Raw genomic sequence first — 17,507 nt, 5'->3', positions numbered from 1 at the left:
TGGGCTTTATTTCGACTCTTCGGTCCGGCCCTTAGAATGGATGAACCGGCGCGTCCCTTTTAAGGAGCGCCGGCTTGAACTTTTCTGGCTCCGCAGAACCGGAGTTTAGGCGGTGGACAGGCCCACGCGCAGATCCTTTGCCTTGTAGATTTGCTCGCCGTCAGCTTTCAGCCAGCCGTCGGCAATGCCCAGGACCAACCGGCCTTTCATGACGCGTTTGAAATCAACGCCATATTCCACGAGCTTTGTTTCCGGTGTGACCATGCCCTTGAACTTGATTTCACCGGTGGAGAGCGCCATGCCTTTGCCCGGCAATCCCTGCCAACCCAGATGAAAACCAGTCAGCTGCCACAGGGCGTCGAGGCCCAGGCAACCCGGCATGATCGGATTGCCTTGGAAGTGGCACGGAAAGAACCACAGATCCGGCTTGATATCGAATTCCGCCCGGACGTAGCCCTTGTCATATTCGCCGCCGGTTTCGGAAATCTCCGTAATCCGGTCGAACATCAACATCGGGGGGAGAGGCAATTGTGCATTGCCGGGGTCAAACAGCTCGCCGCGGCCGCAGGCGAGAAGAGCTTCGTAGTCGTAGCTGGAGCGGCGCTCGGTCATTCACTTTCCGTCTTTTTGGCCAAGACTCTTTTAGGAGAGAGCCTTGTTATGGGTTTGTTTTCGTTTCGATTGTGGCGCCTTCCTAACACAGGGGAACCATGACCGAAAGATGTCGTACGCGTGAAGTTTGCCCCTTTTTCTGCGGTTTTTCGAACTTATTGAATGCTGCGCTGCACGAATTTTATAGGAGGCGGAGAAAGTAGCTCTGCGTTAAAAACTTGCATATAAGGGGCAAGAAATGGCAGATATAGGCCAGTGATTGGGTTTTTGGCCCACCTGGAACAGCTTGATGGCGCGGATTTGATGCGCTGTGAAACGGCAAGAAAGACTTGGACCGGATCTGAATGGCAATAGAGATGGTGACTGAAACAGCCGGGAAAGACGTGACCGATATGCTGCGGGACGCTGGCCTTCGGCCGACCCGCCAACGTGTCTCCCTGGCCGAGCTTCTATATTCCAAGGGCGACCGGCACCTGTCTGCTGAACTCCTGCACGAAGAAGCTGTTGCTGCCGACGTCCCGGTGTCCCTGGCAACGGTTTACAACACGCTGCACCAGTTCACCGAAGCTGGCCTTCTGCGAGAAGTCGCGATCGAAGGCAACAAAACCTACTTCGACACCAAGGTCTCCGATCACCATCACTTCTTCATCGAAGGCGAGAACAAGGTGATCGACATCCCAGGTGAAGGTGTCGGCATCGGCGAACTCCCTGCCATCCCTGAAGGGATGGAAGTTGTTCACGTGGATGTTGTCGTGCGCTTACGGAAAAAGTCCTAAACCATCCAGTGTTCAAAGTTCAGCGACGAAGTAGTCAGCAATCCCTTCGATCTTAGGCAGCGACTTTTCGCCGTTTGGCTGAAACCCGACTTTCATCAAAAGAGCGGAAGACCGCGCGTTTTCCGGATGCGTGATTGCGCAGAGCTGCGCCAAACCGAGCTCAGAGCGGGCAAACTCGACAACGGCCTCAGCGGCTTCAAGCGCATAGCCCTTGCCTCGATGGTCTTTGTGGAAGGCATAGCCAAGGTCGGGCATCTCCAGCCCATCCCGCACAACAAGGCCGCACAGACCAACCGGTGCATGGCTATCTTTCTCTTCGACGATCCAAAGCCCGACACCTTCGTTTTCATCAAAACCCGGTAGCACTTTCTCGTCGATGTAAGCGCGCGCGGCGTCCAAATCCGTGATGCCGCGGTCAGCGATGAAACGAATGTAGTCCGGGTCATTCATCAGCGATTGATAAAAGGCGGCGTCAGAAAGTTCCGGCAATCGAAAACGAAGTCGTCGGCTTTGCGGCATGTCATCTGGTTTCAGCATGAACTGGCCTTTTCGCGCTCGATGATGGCTTTGGTCCGCACCGCGATGTCCGGCACGGCGTCGAACTTTTCTTTTTCAGGGCTTTTGCAAAGATCATAGATCACGCAGCGCTTGCACCCTGGCTTGCGCGCCTTGCAGATATACCGTCCATGAAGGATCAGCCAGTGGTGGGCGTGGAGTGAGAACTCCTTCGGCACCGCCTTTTCCATCGACTTCTCGACATCAAGCGGGGTCTTGCCTGGGGCTATGCCGATCCGGTTCCCGAGCCGGAACAAATGCGTGTCGACCGCGATGGTCGGATGGCCGAAAAAGATATTGAGCACAACATTGGCCGTTTTCCGGCCAACACCCGGGAGTTTTTCCAAAGCTTCCCGATCTTCCGGAACGTCTCCGCCGTGATCGCGGATCAGCTGTTCCGACATCAAGATGACGTTTTTGGCCTTTGTCTTGAAAAGGCCGATGGTGCGGATTTCCTCGCGAACCTTGTCTTCGCCCAGCGCAACCATCTTTTCCGGCGTATCCGCGATCTGAAACAGATGTTTTGTCGCCCGGTTGACGCCGACATCCGTGGCCTGGGCCGACAAAAGAACCGCGACCAGCAACGTATAGGCGTTGATGTAGTCGAGTTCTCCTTCCGGCTCCGGATTGTCTGCGTGGAACCGCTGAAAAATCTCGTAGGTCTCCGCTTTTGTATATCGAGACCGCTTCAGGACTTTGCCTGGATTATCGACCGACGGAGCCTTCTTTCGGACCTGCGCCGATTTGACAGATCGTTTTGCCGGTTTGGCGGTGGCTGGGCTCTTTGCTTGCGTCATCTTCTCTCTATAATCCTCTCCCATGAGCGGGAACAATTCAGATCAGAGCCGTTTTGACAATACGGAAAGCGAAGACCGGCCGTTTTTTACAGCTGTTCTGACGCCGTACCGGTCGCTTGGTCCGAACGGGTTCCTGATCCTCATGCTCTGTTTGGGCCTTATCAGTTTTGTTGCCGGTGCTGTGTTCTGGAGCATTGGCGCCTGGCCGGTGTTTGGGTTTTTTGGCCTCGACATGGCTTTGATCTGGCTGGCGTTCCGGTTGAATTACGCCTCCGCGCGGCAGTTTGAAGAAGTCCGCCTATCCCGTCATGAAATCCTTGTCCGCAAGGTTGGCCCGGGCAAACGGAACCTTGAATACCGGTTTAATCCCATGTGGGTGCGGTTGTCCGTCGACAAGATTGAAGACGAGGGTGTGACAAAGATCTCGCTCACGAGCCGCGGGGAAACCGTGGACCTCGGTAATTTCCTGAACCCGGAAGATCGCACCAGTTTTGCCGGTGCCATGACAAATGCTCTTGCCACAGCAAAAGCAGGCGCTGTCTGAATAATGTTCACACCTGTTTGGCTTGTGAAGTCGGCTGAACCCGCGCTGTTGCCAGAAGAACAATCATGGAAACAAGCGACGCGGCGGCGGCAACGTATAAGACCATCTGGAAGCTGGTGGCACTTGCGATGAAACCCATGGAGACGCTGCCAATGAACCCGCCAAAAAACAGGCTGTTCATGTAGACGGCCGTCGCCCGGCCAGGACGGTCTGGTGCAAAGCTCTGGACAAAAGTGATCGCAAGACCTGCGAAGAGACCATAGTAAGTCCCCTCCAGAGCGGCAATGGCGAGCACCTGCCAGACACTGGTCGCATAGGAAAACAGGATCATGCTGAGTGCGGCCAGGAGCGCGGCCAGAAACAATACGGGTCTGGTGCCGATCCGTTGTGCCAGGCGGACAGAGCCGAAAATGACAAACACTTCTATCAAGCACTTCACCGAGAACGCCAATCCAGGAGTTGATCCGGGCAGACCAGTGTCCTGAATGAAATAAAGTGGCATCGCTGCCATGAACAGGGAATTGGTGATGACGAATCCGAGACAAATGGTCGAGGCGATTAAAAGCCCCCAGTTCATAGGCTCTTTGCGGGTGTTGTTCTCCGGCCTTGGCGGTGCCTTGAACTCAGCCGGAACAACAAAGTTCCAGAGAAGCAGGTAGCAGACGCCCAAAACAAAGGAGGCGGTGAAAGCTGTTGAAAATCCGAATATGGCAGACAGGCTGAAGGCGGCTGCCGGCCCAATCATCCAGGCAAGCGAGACCGCCATACGCAACCAAGAATTGATTTTGGCAATGTCCAGATTGTTTTGTTCCGCATGCAGGCGGCCGAAAGTAAAGATCGTCCCGGAGCCCATGTTGGCCAGGCTCATCAGCGGTGCGACAGCACCCAAAAGCACATAGAAGTCGGCGGTTTGTGTCAGGATCGCTGTCAGCAGCAAATAGGCGCTGACCGAGATCAACAGCAGCTTGCGCACGGCCATTCCGTGATCAAGACGTTCGCCGGACCACCGGTTGGCGAGCATAGTCAAGGGAAGCACCAGCCCGGTATAAAGGCCGATCTGCCAGGGCTCCTGGCCTAGGCCTTCCACAATGAACAGCCCCATCATCGGGATGAGCGAAGAGACACACATGCTGTTGGTCAGAAGCAACGCAAAAATCAGCGCGGTCTGACGCGGCAAAGGTTTGAAAGCAAACACAAGAGCGCCTTTTGAAAACAAGGCAGTTGGGAAAGGGACTTAGGTCAAGCCTTGGCACCCTAACCCAGGTACCTTTTGGTGTCATCTTCTTTAGATAAACCTATTCCGGAAAAACGCTCTCAGGTTGTAGAACGAAAGGGGGTCAGGACCCGGCAGATTTTGCCCAGTCGTCAGGTGCCCTGTGCATATCGGAAAACGAGGTCGGCCGGTCCGTTGCCGTTTTTTGAAGGGTTCCGCAAGGTTCTCATCTGTGCAGATGCGCTTGAGAGAGCAACATGGCCATGATGGACAACTTGGCGGGCCAGCAGCAACAGCTCGCGTTGGATGAAAAACCGGAGCGGACGCTTCCGCCCACCTATGCAAGTTACGACTGGATTAGCGAAGGTCTAGCGGAACGGTCGGGCGAAAACGCGGTCATCTACACCTATTGGGATCAGCCGTTTGGCTGCAAGGTCCAGCGCCAGAACCGCGAACCGGAGGATTTCCTGCCGAACTGGCCGTTTCTCGATGCCCCGGATTATGGCCGGAAAGCGAAGGAAAAAAGCGTCCTCTCCCATCATCCCAAGACCCTTGGAACCGGGATTGCGGCCGGACCGGGCGTGGACAAGGCGTTTCAGGACTACATAGCGACATTGCCGCTGAGCCTGACAAAGCTCGCCGCGCCGTTCGGGGCCCAGCAATGGCTGCTCTTGGATCTTTTCCGCCGTGCGCCGGGCCTGTGGCGCAAGGTCCATCAGCAAACCGGGCTGGGACGGCTTGGAACGTTATCCCTGACGCTCGAGCTCTTTTGCGCCGCAGGCCGCACGCGCCCGCAGCAGCGCCAGCAACTCGCAACAGCCCTTGATGAGACAACGCGTGAAGTCGTACTCACCCGCTATCTTGGCCAAACGCCGGAACCGTCTCTTCTTGCGCTTCTGGAACAAGTTCCGCCCGGTTCCGGCATTCTGGAACACCGTGCCCTTAAGGCGGCGTTCAACCAGAAAAGCGACACCCTGGACTTGAAAGATCTTGTTCGGATGAAGGACGAGATGACGGACAGGATCCTGAAACAAACCGATTGGCCGGACACGCTGCAGATCCGCGCGCTTCTGGACCAGGGTCTCTCATTCGCCCGCATTCTGCATATCGTCCAGTCGGGTTTAAGGAACCTGACCGAGGCTGAGTGTGCCGGTGCCTTGAAGGCGTTAAAACTGATTACCTCGCCCCAGAAACTGCAATGGTGGCTGGCGCACTGGACAATGCTGGCGGGCCGAAGCCGGGAGGTTCCTCCGCCGCCCATTCCGGCAACCTCCCTGTTGTCTCCACTACAGACATGTTCCGCGATCGAGGAGGAAAACCGCCGCATGCGCAACGGCATCGCGCGGTATGTTCCGGACGTTCTGGCGGGAGATCTTTATTTCTATCACTGGGACGGCCACCCGGCGGCCACCCTCTGCCTTGCCGTTTCTGGAAATGGCGACTGGACCTTACTTGAGGCGCTGGGCGAAGACGGTGTCCCGATCCACGAGGAGGCTTTGGCGGAGATTATGTCGGCGGTTCAGGCGGGATAGGACGCCTGTTGCATTTGATCGGTCTCTGATATTTCCGCCATGCCCATCGGATCAGCCACCGTCCGTGTCCGTTTTTTCAGTGGTCATCCCCGCCCCCGAGCGAGGATCCACTCGCTTTTCCACCTGCCGCAGATTTTGAGTGCAATTAAAGGGCGCTCTGCAAACGAGTGGATCCCCGGTCTTCGCTGCGCTGCGCCGGGGATGACATCCGCGTGTATTGCAACTATGTGCTCAATCTTACTTTTTGGAGGTTCCCAGAAAATCTTGAGCAACCCGGATCAACAAGTTCCTCAATCAACGACAACCGAACACCGCGTGAGCATCCAGTCTTTGGACAGCTTTCGGGCATCCAGAGCCTGTTTGAGCCGGTTGCTGATGAAGAAGTTTGTAATGATCTTCCATTCAAACCAGAGATCTGGACCCTGCAAGGCAGCTTCTGAAAATTTAAGTTCAAGGTTCTTTGGGAGACGCGGGACCTGCCATTCACCGTGACCAATGTCTTTCGCGCCTAGCGATTTTTCCGGCAAAAATGTATCTTTTTTACTCGCGACATTCAGATAGAAATAGTTCCCGGGCATGGGCGAGACTCGGTCCGAGCGCCAAAGACGGGTAGGATAGAGTGCGCCCTCTCCGAGGTCGAACTGGCCGACAACTTCCGCACTCTCTTCGGAGAGGAAAGTGAACCCGCTGGAGAAAATCTGTGGCACGGATTGTTTGTCTGCAGCCGGATAGTTATCCGGCCGGGGATAATTGTCCTTCGGAAACTGGTCTTTCGAGAGTTGCCAGCCAATTTTGCTTTGCCCGATGGCTTTGAGGATCTCTTCTACACGTCTTTTGTCACCCTCGAACAACTCTGCGGGCTGCCAGCCACGCGAGTTTGCATCGGCTGCATGCCCCTCAACCATCCAGATGCAGTTGTCGGCTTCGCTCTGTTTCGTCATGGTCCTGTCCGGTGCTTGTCTTGAAAACACATCGCAATCGCTTTGGTTGATTTCACTTTCTTAAATCTACCGGGGATATAAATGTAAAGGCTGGGCGTCGCCACCTCATCTGCCGTCATGCCCGGACTTGATTCATTCCTGATTGGTTTAGGATTCCGGTATTTACGCAGGTTGCTGCGTCTTTCCTTCTCCCCCCTTGAGGGGGAGATGTCCGCAACTGCGGATAGAGGGGGGTGACCGCTTCCGCCAAACAACAAACACTATGAAATTTGATGGGCTCATACCCCCTTTGTCTCCTGACGGAGACATCTCCCCCTCAAGGGGGGAGACGGGCGAAAGATGTAAGGTATTGCCAAAAAGGATTTTGTTCGGCTTTAACGAACATTAGTGGATCAAGTTCGGGTATCAGGAAAGTGGAGATGGGGGTTTCAAATCCCGAGTATTGAAGGTTGCTGCAGGCACTTTGATACTTACCCCTCTTTGCCCTGCATTCCCTTTAGCTTGTAGAGCGCTTCCAAAGCCTCCCGAGGCGTCATGTCGTCGGGATCAAAATCGCCGAGTGCTTCGTGGATTGGATCTGCCTCTTGCGTGGTGGCCGGGGCGCTGGGCGGTGGGGCGAGGGTTGCAAAGAGCGGCAATTCGTCGATCAGGTTCTGTGAAGGTGCGTTGCGGTCCTGTTCTTCCAGCTGCGAGAGAACCTGCTTGGAGCGCTCAACCACCGTTGCCGGAAGACCGGCGAGCTTGGCGACCTGAATGCCGTAGGATCGGTCGGCGGCACCTGGCACGATCTCGTGCAGGAAAATCACCTCGCCGTTCCATTCCTTCACCGATACTGTCGCGTTTGAGAGCCGCTCCAGTTTGGCCGAAAGCGCGGTGAGTTCGTGATAGTGGGTCGCGAACAACGCCCGGGATTTGTTGACCTCATGCAGGTGCTCGATGGTCGCCCAGGCGATGGAAAGCCCGTCGAAGGTCGCCGTGCCTCGGCCGATCTCATCCAGAATGACCAGCGAGCGGTCGCCCGCCTGATTAAGGATCGCGGCGGTCTCCACCATCTCGACCATGAAGGTCGACCGCCCGCGTGCCAGATCATCGGCCGCGCCGACGCGGGAAAACAGCCGGTCGACAATGCCGGTATGCGCAGAGGCTGCCGGAACGAAGGAGCCCATCTGGGCGAGGACGGCGATCAGCGCGTTCTGGCGCAGGAAGGTTGATTTACCGGCCATGTTCGGACCGGTGATCAGCCAGATATGGCCGATGTCGTCATCTGCTTCTGGGCCGAGATTGGCATCATTGGCAACGAAACTTTCCCCGCCGGCTTTTTTGAGCGCCAGTTCAACGACGGGATGTCGGGCGGCTTTTATGTCAAAGGCCCGGCTGTCATCGACAAGAGGACGGGCATAGTTTTCATCCTGGGCGAGTTTGGCCAGGGCAGCGGAGACATCCAGAATGCTGAGGCCCTGCGCGGCGGCCTTGATCGCATCGCCGGCATCGATGATAGCCTGGGATAGGCGGTCGAAGATCTCCAGTTCGATGGCAAGCGACCGTTCCCCGGCGCTGGCGATCTTGGATTCTAGATCCGCCAGCTCCGTTGTGGTGAAGCGCATGGCACCCGCCATGGTCTGCCGGTGAATGAAGCGGCCGGGATCTGCCGTCAGCTTCTCGGTTTGTGCTGTTGGCGCCTCGATGAACCAGCCGAGCACGTTGTTGTGTTTGATCTTTAAAGAGCGCAGGCCAAGCTCTTCCGCATAATCGGCCTGCAGTTTGGCGATCACCTTGCGGCTTTCATCGCGCAGCGCCCGCAACTCATCGAGGTCAGCGTTGTAGCCGGTCGCAACGAAGTTGCCGTCGCGTTTCAAAAGCGGTGGCTCTTCCTTGATGGCTGCCACCAGCTCAGCTCCCAGCTCGTGCGGCGCTTGATCGAGGCTCGAGCGCGCCGCTGCGATTTCTGCCGGGATCTCAGATGGTGTCGTGCCGGTCTGATCCAGTACAGCGCGGGCTGCGGCCAACCCTTGCGCGATTGACAGGATATCGCGCGGGCCTCCGCGATTCAGCGCAATCCGGGACAAGGCGCGGGCCATATCCGGCGCGCCTTTTAAGGTCTGGCGCAGGCCCTCGCGCATGATTTCGTTGTTGAGAAAGAATGCCACCGCATCATGGCGCCGCTGAATGGCATCCACATTGATCAGTGGTCCGGCCAAGCGGCTCGCCAAAAGGCGGGACCCACCGCCAGTGACGGTCCGATCGATGGTGGACAGCAGCGATCCCTGCTTTTCACCAGACAGTGTGCGGGAGAGTTCGAGGTTGGCACGGGTTGCCGGGTCGATGAGCATCCGTCCCGCACCGGCCTCGCGCACCGGTGGATCGAGCGGCGGCCGTTCACCGAGCTGTGTTTTTTCGATGTAGGAGAGAATGCCCGCAGCCGCTGAAAGTTCGGCCCGGCTGAAGGTGCCGAAGCCGTCGAGGGTTTTGACGCCAAAATAATGCGCCAGACGGTCGGCGGCCGTCGATCCGTCGAAAAAAGCCCGCGGCACAGGCGACAGCGCGCCGCCCGAGAGCTCGGCAAGCTGGCGAACGTCTTGTTCCTGCAGGAGGTTGTCCGCAAGGATTAACTCCCGCGGGGCAACTTGTGCAAGATCGGCGGCTAAGCGTTGGTGATCGGTTTCTGAGACCTGAAACGACCCGGTCGACATGTCGATCCAGGCAAGACCATAGACCGCATCGCCCGCGAGCGATCCGCCTTTCAAGCGTGTCATCGCCATCAGGTAATTGTTGGTCCCGGCATCGAGAAGCCGTTCTTCCGTCAGCGTGCCGGGTGTCACCAGACGCACCACATCGCGCCGGACGACGGATTTCGAGCCGCGTTTTTTGGCTTCCGCCGGATCTTCGGTCTGTTCGCATACGGAGACGCGATGGCCCAGCGCGATCAGCTTTTGCAAATAATCATCGGCGGCATGGACCGGAACGCCGCACATCGGGATATCTTCGCCCTGATGCTTGCCGCGTTTGGTCAGCGTGATGCCCAATGCCCGCGATGCGACTTCAGCATCTTCAAAAAAAAGCTCATAAAAATCGCCCATCCGATAGAATAAAAGACTATCCGGGTTGGCGGTTTTGATCTCGATGAACTGGGCCATCATCGGCGTGACTTTGGTGTCCGCCGGAGCCGGTTTTTGCGCGGTCGTCTGGGTCATCCCCGATACCTAAAACAACGCGCTTTGAAGGGAAAGCTCTGCAAGCGCGGAACCGCGTCATTGGCCGCCGGCAAGAGATGTTTGTTGTGAATAGGCGCTTGGGCGTACCGTTCACACGGCCGTCAGCCTTGATCCGCATAAGGGATTAGATCCTCTGGGTTGAGGCATCAATACTCCGGCGATAAGGTCATACCCCGCCTCTGATAAGCGCGCCGATAATTTAAGGAAACGCCTGCAAAATGTCCGCCGACAAGACTTCCTCCAAAACATCCGTCAGTTTCACAGATCAGGAAGCCCTGCAGTTTCACCAGCAAGGCCGACCCGGCAAACTCGAAATCACTCCGACCAAGCCGATGGCGACCCAGCGTGATTTGTCGCTCGCCTACTCGCCGGGCGTGGCGGTTCCCGTGCGGGCGATCGCGGAGGATCCGAGCCGAGCCTACGACTACACCACCAAGGGCAATCTGGTCGCGGTGATCTCCAACGGGTCCGCAATTCTGGGCCTTGGAAATCTTGGCGCGCTGGCGTCCAAGCCGGTGATGGAGGGCAAGTCGGTTCTGTTCAAGCGGTTCGCCGATGTTGACTCGATCGATCTGGAGCTGGACACGCAGGATGTCGATGAGTTCATCAATTCCGTGCGCTACATGGGTCCCTCTTTTGGCGGCATCAATCTGGAAGACATCAAGGCACCGGACTGTTTCATCATCGAGCAGCGCCTGCGTGAACTCATGGACATTCCGGTTTTCCATGACGACCAGCACGGCACGGCCATCATCGCCGCCGCCGGCCTAATCAACGCGCTTCACCTTACCGGCCGGGACATGAAGGACACGAAAGTCGTCTGTAATGGTGCAGGTGCGGCCGGTATCGCCTGTATCGAGTTGATCAAGGCGATGGGCATTCCGAATGAGAATGTGACGCTCTGCGATACAAAGGGTGTGATCTACAAGGGCCGGGAAGAGGGCATGAATCAATGGAAGTCGGCTCATGCGGTCGATACCAAGGCCCGTTCGCTGTACGACGCCCTCAAAGGCGCGGATGTGTTCTTCGGCGTGTCGGTGAAAGGCGCGCTGACGCCAGACATGTTGCGCGTGATGGCGCCGAACCCGATCATCTTTGCCATGGCCAATCCGGATCCGGAAATCACACCGGAGGAAGCGGCAGAAGTGCGCGATGATGCGATTGTTGCGACGGGCCGGTCCGATTATCCAAACCAGGTGAACAACGTCCTTGGCTTTCCGTACATCTTCCGGGGCGCGCTGGATGTTCAGGCGATCACGATCAACGACGACATGAAGGTCGCCTGCGCCAACGCGCTTGCCGAGCTTGCGCGCGAGGAAGTGCCGGATGAAGTCGCAGCCGCCTATCGCGGCAACCGACCGAAGTTCGGGCCGGAATACATCATTCCAGTTCCGTTTGATCCGCGCCTTATTCACGCAATTCCGCCAGCTGTCGCCCAGGCGGCAATGGATTCAGGTGTTGCCCGGCGGCCGATCGTCGATATGGAAGCCTACAAGCATCAGCTTTCGGCGCGCCGTGACCCGGTTGCCGGCACCCTGCAGCGGATTTTCTCCAAGGTGCGCCAGCAACCAAAACGGGTCGTGTTTGCCGAAGGTGAGGAGGAGCCGACCATCCGGGCGGCCACAAGTTTCGTCAGTCAGGGTCTCGGAGAAGCCATTCTCATTGGCCGGGAAGACGAAATCCAGTCCATGGCTGAGCGCGCCGGGATCGATATCAACCGTCCAGGCATCAGCATTCAAAATGCGCGGCTGTCTGATCGAAACGCTGATTATGCGCAATACCTTTATGGCCGGATGCAGCGGCGCGGATACTTGCTGCGTGACTGCCAGCGCATGGTCAACAACGACCGGAATTATTGGGGCGCGATCATGGTGGCACGGGGTGACGCCGACGCCATGGTGACCGGTCTGACGCGGAACTACTCCGTGGCGCTCGACACGGTCCGGGCAACCATTGATCCAAAGCCGGGTCACCGCGTCATCGGGGTGTCTTTGGCGCTTGCCCGAGGACGGACCGTTCTGGTGGCCGATACGGCTGTGATCGACATGCCGAATTCCGAAGAACTGGCGGATATCGCTGAAGAAGCAGCGCACGTTGCCCGCAAGCTCGGCTATGAGCCGCGTGTTGCCATGCTTGCCTATTCCACGTTTGGTCACCCGCGTGGTGAACGGTCCGAAAAGGTCATCGAGGCCGTCAAGATCCTCGACCGGCGCCGGGTCGACTTTGAATATGACGGCGAAATGGCCGCCGACGTTGCGCTCGATATGGACCGTATGGCCGCTTATCCGTTCTGCCGCTTGTCCGGACCGGCGAATGTTCTCGTGATGCCAGCTTTCCACTCTGCCTCCATCTCGACAAAGATGCTGCAGGAGCTTGGAGGCGCAACGGTGATCGGCCCGCTTCTGGTCGGGTTTGACAAGTCGATCCAGATTGTTCCGCTTGGCGCCAAGGACAGCGACATCGTCAACATGGCCGCCATCGCAGCATTCAATGTGACGTAGAACGGGTCATTACCCGAGCAACAAAAAACCCGCATTGGTTAGGCCGATGCGGGTTTTTGTCGTTTATGGCGGAAAGCTTAATTCGGCTTTTGCTCGCCAGCCTGCTGATCTGCGGCCTGGTTTGCCATGTTCTGGCGGTACAGCTGTGCAAAATCGATCGGGTCTAGCATCAGCGGCGGGAAACCACCGTTGCGGGTTGCTTCAGACAGAATGTTGCGCGCGAACGGGAACAGCATGCGCGGGCATTCGATCATCACGAACGGGTGCATGTGATCCGCCGGAACGCCAGAGATCTTGAACAGGCCTGCATAGACCAGTTCAACATTGAACATGACCATGTCCGGGCGTTCAGCCTTGGCGTTCAGGGTAAGGATCACCTCGAACTGGTCGTCGCCGACCTGTTGGGCGCCAACATTGACATTGATGTCGAGCTTCGGCTGCTCACCCTGGATTAGGGAGCGCGGTGCATTCGGGTTTTCGAAAGAAAGATCCTTGATGTACTGGCCAAGGATGTTCATGCCCGGTGCAGCATCGGCGCCTTCCGCCTGCGGGGCTGCGCCGCCGTCATTGGTGTCGGTCATCGTTGTATAATTCCGTTGCGCGGTGCTGTTTCAAGGTAAAGGGCGTTGCCGCCCCAACTGGCTGCAGGTCCGCGTCTGCCTACAACCACCATTCCCCGGCTGGCTACCATTTAGAGGGGCCAGATACAAGGCCCGGGTGGGGAATGGCGGCTTGTCAGTCCCGGAAAACCGTATCAAAAGGGACAGATGGCTGATGATCCAACTTCCACCGTCCTCCTGCAGCACAGGCATCTGAAACTCGATACACTCGTTCGCCTTCGCTGGCTGGCGATCGGCGGTCAAACCATCGCGCTGCTCGCAGTGCATGTGGGACTTGGGTATCCCTTGCCGGCAGTGCCTGCCTTTGCGCTCGTCGCCATGTCGGCTTGGCTCAATATCTTCCTGAAAATCAGAGCTCCTGCGGTGACGCGTCTGTCAGAGCGCGGCGGTGTGATCCAGCTCGGCTATGACATCCTGCAGATGAGCGGACTGCTTTTCTTAACTGGAGGGCTGGGCAATCCCTTTGCGTTCCTATTGATGGCGCCGGTCATGGTGTCGGCTGCCGGTTTGTCGGCGCGTCACACTGTCCTTTTGGGCGCGTTGGCAACGCTGTGTGCGAGCATTCTTGCAGTCTACCATTTCCCATTGCCCTGGCCGGTTGGCAATGAGTTCCGTTTGCCGGTGGTCTATTCCGTCGGCATCTGGGTCGCGCTCGTTTTGACGCTTGTGTTCATGGCGATCTATGCCTTTCGCGTTGCCGAGGAAGCCCGTCAGATGGCGGATGCTTTGGCGGCAACAGAACTTGTCTTGGCGCGCGAGCAGCATTTGAATGCACTGGACGGGTTGGCGACAGCCGCAGCCCACGAGCTCGGCACGCCTTTGGCAACGATCTATCTTGTCGCCAAGGAACTCTCCGATGAATTCGATACCGGTGACCCCCGCGGCGAAGATGTGGCTTTGATCCGATCACAGGCAGAACGCTGCCGTACGATCCTCAAACAGCTGACGAGCCTATCAAGCGAAGAGGACAAGACTTATCAGAGCATGCCGGTGTCGCAGCTGATTGAAGACGTGATCGATCCGTATCGTGGTACCGGCGTGCCGATCCACCCGGTTCTGGAGGGAGAAGGCCCGGAACCGATCGGTACGCGAAACGCTGCAATCCGCTATGGCCTTGGAAACCTGGTTGAGAATGCGATCGACTTTGCAAAATCCAGCGTCACCGTTTCGGCCGCATGGGACGACAAGACACTGAGCCTGACCATCGAAGACGATGGACCGGGCTTTGCCCAAGAGATCCTCAGCAAAATCGGTGATCCTTATGTGTCAATTCGCGGTGGAAAATCGCGGGGAAAGGGCACGGCCGGTGGCCTGGGGCTCGGGATATTTATTGCCAAAACGCTGCTGGAGCGCACAGGGGCCCGGGTTCAGCTCGGCAATCTCGGACCAGGGTCCAGAGGTGCCATGATCCGCGTCAGTTGGCCGCGAGAGGTCTTTGAACGGCATCAAGGAGTGGACGAAACGACCGATTAGCCCCATAACCAGAGAAAATGCAGTTCCGCCTTGGCAATAATTGCCCAAGTTTCATCCAGACAGGCGGTAACCGCGTAAAGCAATAAACGGTTGTGCGGTATGACAGATCCGATTGTTTCGATTGAAAGCCTTGAGGACAAGAGCCTCCTCATCGTTGATGACGACAAGCCCTTCCAGCAAAGACTGGCCCGGGCCATGGAAAAACGTGGTTTCAGCACGGAGACAGCTGACGGTTTGCAGGATGCCGTCGTCAAAATCAGCCAGAATGCTCCGGCGTTTGCTATTGTCGACATGCGCCTGGAAGACGGAAACGGTCTGGATGTCATCCAGCAAATCCGGGCCCGGCGCCCTGATGCCCGTGCAATCATTCTAACCGGATATGGAAACATCGCGACTGCGGTGACTGCGGTGAAGATGGGCGCAATCGACTATCTGGCAAAACCTGCGGACCCTGATGACATCATTGCAGCTTTGGCACGGAAACCGGAAGATAAGGCCGAGCCGCCTGAAAACCCAATGTCGGCAGACCGGGTGCGTTGGGAGCATATCCAGCGCGTCTATGAACTGTGTGATCGCAACGTTTCTGAAACGGCGCGGCGGCTCAACATGCACCGGCGCACGTTGCAGCGTATTTTGGCAAAGCGCGCTCCACGCTAGGGTCTGGTCAATCGATAGGTTTGTTAGAAACACGGGAGGCTTGCCCTTTCGGTGCCACTTTGCCTAAGTAATCGCAACTGATTATCCCATCGCGCTCTCATGGAGATCGCCAATGCGGCGCTCGGCTGCCAGGACTGATATGTCAATTTTGTTCCGCACAGGTCTCATGGCCTTTATTGGTCTCGGTGCGCTCGGCGCGATCGAAGACGTAAACGCACAATCTGCGCCGGAGACCTTGCGTATCAATGTGGAGCCAGCTGAGCCAGGGATCCGGTCCGTCACCCTCAACAAGCGCTACCGGCCGATTATCAATCGGGACGACAAGGGCGTTGTGATTGACACGATCGGCAGAAGCAATTCGTTGCCTCCCTGCGATATCAAGCTCGAAATTACGCTGGAAAACAGCCGGGTTCTTCACAGGGACGCCAACATCTGCAGCGGAAACACTTTGCTTGTCGATGTGACGAGCAACGAAAAGCCGGGTGCCGTTGCACGCGTTGTTGGCGCGGGATCCGGTGTGGCAGCCGGGCCGAGCACCAGTGCGCCTGAGCAGCAAATAACAGCGACGTCGGAAACACCTCAGTCGAACCAGAACACTGGATCCCCGGATCCGGTTGATCTGTCGGCGGTGGATACGGGTCCGTCCGGGTCCCTGGAACCGTTGGCTGGTGGTCTGAAGCCACTGGAACAGGTTGAAACACCAATCTCGGTGCCGGACGGCCAGACAGATACCGCGGCTTTGCCGGGCGGCTTGGAAACTCTGGTGCAAGACCGGCTCAACCAGACCGGCAATTCGGGACAAGCCAATACCCAGGCCGTGCTTGTGACCCCATCCGAAACACGGGAGTGGATTGCCGAGCCGGGCAGCCAACCCGGGGCACTTTCTGTTCTTCAGCACTCAGTGCCGCAAACCGATGACCGGGACTTCCGGGCGCAATGCAGCACGCAGTCCGGCTTTGCTGCGGTGACATTTCAGCAAGCCCCGGCCGGATTGATTGAAGGTATGCCGCAGACGGTCTCGCTGGTTGCCGGTGATTTTTCCGCAAGCTACAGCGCTTTCGGGTCCTCCAATGCCAATGAAGCAGGTGTATCGCTCCCGCAAGTGACACTGGAGATGACTGATCCCTTGTGGCAGGCGTTGATCCAGCAATCGGAACTGTCAATCTCGGTCGAAGGTCTGCCGCCTTACACAGTGTCCTTGAGAGGAAGCGCGAACCCTGTCCGCCTGTTTGTCGCAACATGCGCGATTCCGCAGCAGATCGTGTCCGACAACGGGCTTGCACCGGGTCAGGATCCGAGTTCGGATCTCGCATGTTCTGAACTCGGCCGTGTCCGCTCTGTGGAAGCTGAAAGGCCGGGCGAAATCATCTTCCGCAATTCAAGCGCAGAAGTGATTGAGGTGAACTGGGTCGACTATCGTGGCGGTGAGCGTCCCTATGCCCGCCTTGAGCCGGGGCAGATCCTGGAACAGCAAACCTACGTCTCCCACGCTTGGACCGTGCGCGGTGCAAACGGTCAATGCAGAGGTATCTATGTGAGCCGGACACCCTATCGCGAGGTGGTCGTTCAAGGAGCTCCTGGCTCCGTGCCTGGCGGCTTCGGAAACACGTTCGGTGGTCAACCAGGGCAACTGCCGGGTGGTCCGGTGCCCCCGGGAAGCGTGGGCGGTTTGAATTCTCCGCAGGCCTATCCGCAGCAGGCGGCGCGGGGCAACGTAGCGGACTATCTGTGCACGGCGGGCATTGATCTCAATGTCGTCTTCTCGCCGGATGGTCAGACGGCAACGGTTGCTGAGATGGGTTATGGCGCTGTCACTCTTCAACGTCAGGGCGGAGCAAATACATTTTACTTCGAGGCCCAGGGGCATGTGCTGAAAGGTCAGCTTCAGAACGCCAGCTGGTCGCGGCCAGGATTGCGGGATGTTTTTTGCGCCAGACGGTAAATCCAAAAACGAGTGATTTTACTTTAGGCAACTAAAGATAGATTATAGGCAATTATTGGATCCAATTTTGCCAGATAACGGCTAAATGCCTTTTTTGATTGCGAAACCGCATAACTTTTAAGCCTTTGGTCA

At 57.2% G+C, this 17,507-nt stretch carries 14 protein-coding genes; 7 read left to right on the top strand and 7 right to left on the bottom strand.

The window, feature by feature from the left end:
* Window positions 1-105 precede the first annotated feature (105 nt).
* Entirely contained in the window at window positions 106-612 is a 507-nt protein-coding gene (fabA, locus tag ACQY4Z_RS12025) for a 3-hydroxyacyl-[acyl-carrier-protein] dehydratase FabA (protein WP_428521581.1), read from the bottom strand.
* A 344-nt stretch (window positions 613-956) separates the two neighbouring features.
* Between fabA and irrA the strand changes: the two genes are divergently transcribed.
* Window positions 957-1,388: an iron response transcriptional regulator IrrA gene (irrA, locus tag ACQY4Z_RS12020; protein WP_428521579.1), complete on the top strand. Its 432-nt coding sequence runs from the start codon at window positions 957-959 to the stop codon at window positions 1,386-1,388.
* Window positions 1,389-1,400: 12 nt separating this feature from the next.
* Here irrA and ACQY4Z_RS12015 read toward each other — a convergent pair whose 3' ends face one another.
* Window positions 1,401-1,925, bottom strand: a complete 525-nt coding sequence (locus ACQY4Z_RS12015; RefSeq protein WP_428521577.1) for a GNAT family N-acetyltransferase — start codon at window positions 1,923-1,925, stop codon at window positions 1,401-1,403.
* A complete protein-coding gene (gene nth, locus ACQY4Z_RS12010; RefSeq protein ID WP_428521575.1) occupies window positions 1,919-2,740 on the bottom strand; it encodes an endonuclease III in 822 nt (273 codons plus the stop codon). Before nth ends, ACQY4Z_RS12015 begins: the two co-directional genes overlap by 7 nt.
* Window positions 2,741-2,762: 22 nt before the next feature.
* On the opposite strand from nth, the gene ACQY4Z_RS12005 reads away from it, so the two are divergent.
* Window positions 2,763-3,284: a DUF2244 domain-containing protein gene (locus tag ACQY4Z_RS12005; RefSeq protein WP_428521574.1), complete on the top strand. Its 522-nt coding sequence runs from the start codon at window positions 2,763-2,765 to the stop codon at window positions 3,282-3,284.
* Window positions 3,285-3,291: 7 nt separating this feature from the next.
* Here the strand turns inward: ACQY4Z_RS12005 and ACQY4Z_RS12000 are convergent, their stop codons facing one another.
* A complete protein-coding gene (locus tag ACQY4Z_RS12000; RefSeq protein ID WP_428521572.1) occupies window positions 3,292-4,479 on the bottom strand; it encodes an MFS transporter in 1,188 nt (395 codons plus the stop codon).
* 275 nt (window positions 4,480-4,754) lie between these two features.
* Here ACQY4Z_RS12000 and ACQY4Z_RS11995 point away from each other — a divergent pair, with 275 nt between their 5' ends.
* Window positions 4,755-6,029 (top strand): hypothetical protein, encoded by a 1,275-nt coding sequence (locus ACQY4Z_RS11995; RefSeq protein WP_428521570.1) that lies wholly within the window; start codon window positions 4,755-4,757, stop codon window positions 6,027-6,029.
* A gap of 290 nt (window positions 6,030-6,319) precedes the next feature.
* Here the strand turns inward: ACQY4Z_RS11995 and ACQY4Z_RS11990 are convergent, their stop codons facing one another.
* The gene (locus tag ACQY4Z_RS11990) at window positions 6,320-6,970 is read right to left on the bottom strand and encodes a hypothetical protein (protein ID WP_428521568.1); all 651 of its coding nucleotides are present in this window, start codon (window positions 6,968-6,970) and stop codon (window positions 6,320-6,322) included.
* A 470-nt stretch (window positions 6,971-7,440) separates the two neighbouring features.
* Window positions 7,441-10,104 (bottom strand): DNA mismatch repair protein MutS, encoded by a 2,664-nt coding sequence (gene mutS / locus ACQY4Z_RS11985; RefSeq protein WP_428529541.1) that lies wholly within the window; start codon window positions 10,102-10,104, stop codon window positions 7,441-7,443.
* A gap of 296 nt (window positions 10,105-10,400) precedes the next feature.
* On the opposite strand from mutS, the gene ACQY4Z_RS11980 reads away from it, so the two are divergent.
* Entirely contained in the window at window positions 10,401-12,683 is a 2,283-nt protein-coding gene (locus ACQY4Z_RS11980) for an NADP-dependent malic enzyme (RefSeq protein WP_428521566.1), read from the top strand.
* 77 nt (window positions 12,684-12,760) lie between these two features.
* Here ACQY4Z_RS11980 and secB read toward each other — a convergent pair whose 3' ends face one another.
* On the bottom strand, window positions 12,761-13,264 hold the full coding sequence (gene secB, locus ACQY4Z_RS11975) for a protein-export chaperone SecB (protein WP_133952712.1): 504 nt from the start codon (window positions 13,262-13,264) through the stop codon (window positions 12,761-12,763).
* A 186-nt stretch (window positions 13,265-13,450) separates the two neighbouring features.
* Here secB and ACQY4Z_RS11970 point away from each other — a divergent pair, with 186 nt between their 5' ends.
* From ACQY4Z_RS11970 to ACQY4Z_RS11960, 3 genes are all read left to right on the top strand, one after another.
* On the top strand, window positions 13,451-14,776 hold the full coding sequence (locus tag ACQY4Z_RS11970) for an ActS/PrrB/RegB family redox-sensitive histidine kinase (protein WP_306149151.1): 1,326 nt from the start codon (window positions 13,451-13,453) through the stop codon (window positions 14,774-14,776).
* Between the two features lie 99 nt (window positions 14,777-14,875).
* Window positions 14,876-15,433, top strand: coding sequence for an ActR/PrrA/RegA family redox response regulator transcription factor (locus tag ACQY4Z_RS11965; protein WP_428521563.1), 558 nt, complete (start codon window positions 14,876-14,878; stop codon window positions 15,431-15,433).
* Between the two features lie 139 nt (window positions 15,434-15,572).
* Window positions 15,573-17,375, top strand: a complete 1,803-nt coding sequence (locus tag ACQY4Z_RS11960; RefSeq protein ID WP_428521561.1) for a hypothetical protein — start codon at window positions 15,573-15,575, stop codon at window positions 17,373-17,375.
* Window positions 17,376-17,507 lie beyond the last annotated feature (132 nt).

The sequence above is a fragment of the Roseibium sp. genome, from assembly GCF_965276855.1.
Taxonomy (GTDB): Bacteria; Pseudomonadota; Alphaproteobacteria; order Rhizobiales; family Stappiaceae; genus Roseibium.
This window is presented reverse-complemented; position numbering and strand designations above follow the sequence as displayed.

Excerpts from the sequence above, each read along its gene's own strand:
- ACQY4Z_RS11980 (WP_428521566.1), top strand. The coding sequence starts at position 10,401 with ATGTCCGCCGACAAGACTTCCTCCAAAACATCCGTCAGTTTCACAGAT.
- ACQY4Z_RS12005 (WP_428521574.1), top strand. The coding sequence starts at position 2,763 with ATGAGCGGGAACAATTCAGATCAGAGCCGTTTTGACAATACGGAAAGC.
- secB (WP_133952712.1), bottom strand. The coding sequence starts at position 13,264 with ATGACCGACACCAATGACGGCGGCGCAGCCCCGCAGGCGGAAGGCGCC.
- ACQY4Z_RS11990 (WP_428521568.1), bottom strand. The coding sequence starts at position 6,970 with ATGACGAAACAGAGCGAAGCCGACAACTGCATCTGGATGGTTGAGGGG.
- ACQY4Z_RS11995 (WP_428521570.1), top strand. The coding sequence starts at position 4,755 with ATGGCCATGATGGACAACTTGGCGGGCCAGCAGCAACAGCTCGCGTTG.
- fabA (WP_428521581.1), bottom strand. The coding sequence starts at position 612 with ATGACCGAGCGCCGCTCCAGCTACGACTACGAAGCTCTTCTCGCCTGC.
- ACQY4Z_RS11960 (WP_428521561.1), top strand. The coding sequence starts at position 15,573 with ATGTCAATTTTGTTCCGCACAGGTCTCATGGCCTTTATTGGTCTCGGT.
- irrA (WP_428521579.1), top strand. The coding sequence starts at position 957 with ATGGCAATAGAGATGGTGACTGAAACAGCCGGGAAAGACGTGACCGAT.
- nth (WP_428521575.1), bottom strand. The coding sequence starts at position 2,740 with ATGACGCAAGCAAAGAGCCCAGCCACCGCCAAACCGGCAAAACGATCT.
- ACQY4Z_RS11965 (WP_428521563.1), top strand. The coding sequence starts at position 14,876 with ATGACAGATCCGATTGTTTCGATTGAAAGCCTTGAGGACAAGAGCCTC.
- mutS (WP_428529541.1), bottom strand. The coding sequence starts at position 10,104 with ATGGCCCAGTTCATCGAGATCAAAACCGCCAACCCGGATAGTCTTTTA.
- ACQY4Z_RS11970 (WP_306149151.1), top strand. The coding sequence starts at position 13,451 with ATGGCTGATGATCCAACTTCCACCGTCCTCCTGCAGCACAGGCATCTG.
- ACQY4Z_RS12015 (WP_428521577.1), bottom strand. The coding sequence starts at position 1,925 with ATGCTGAAACCAGATGACATGCCGCAAAGCCGACGACTTCGTTTTCGA.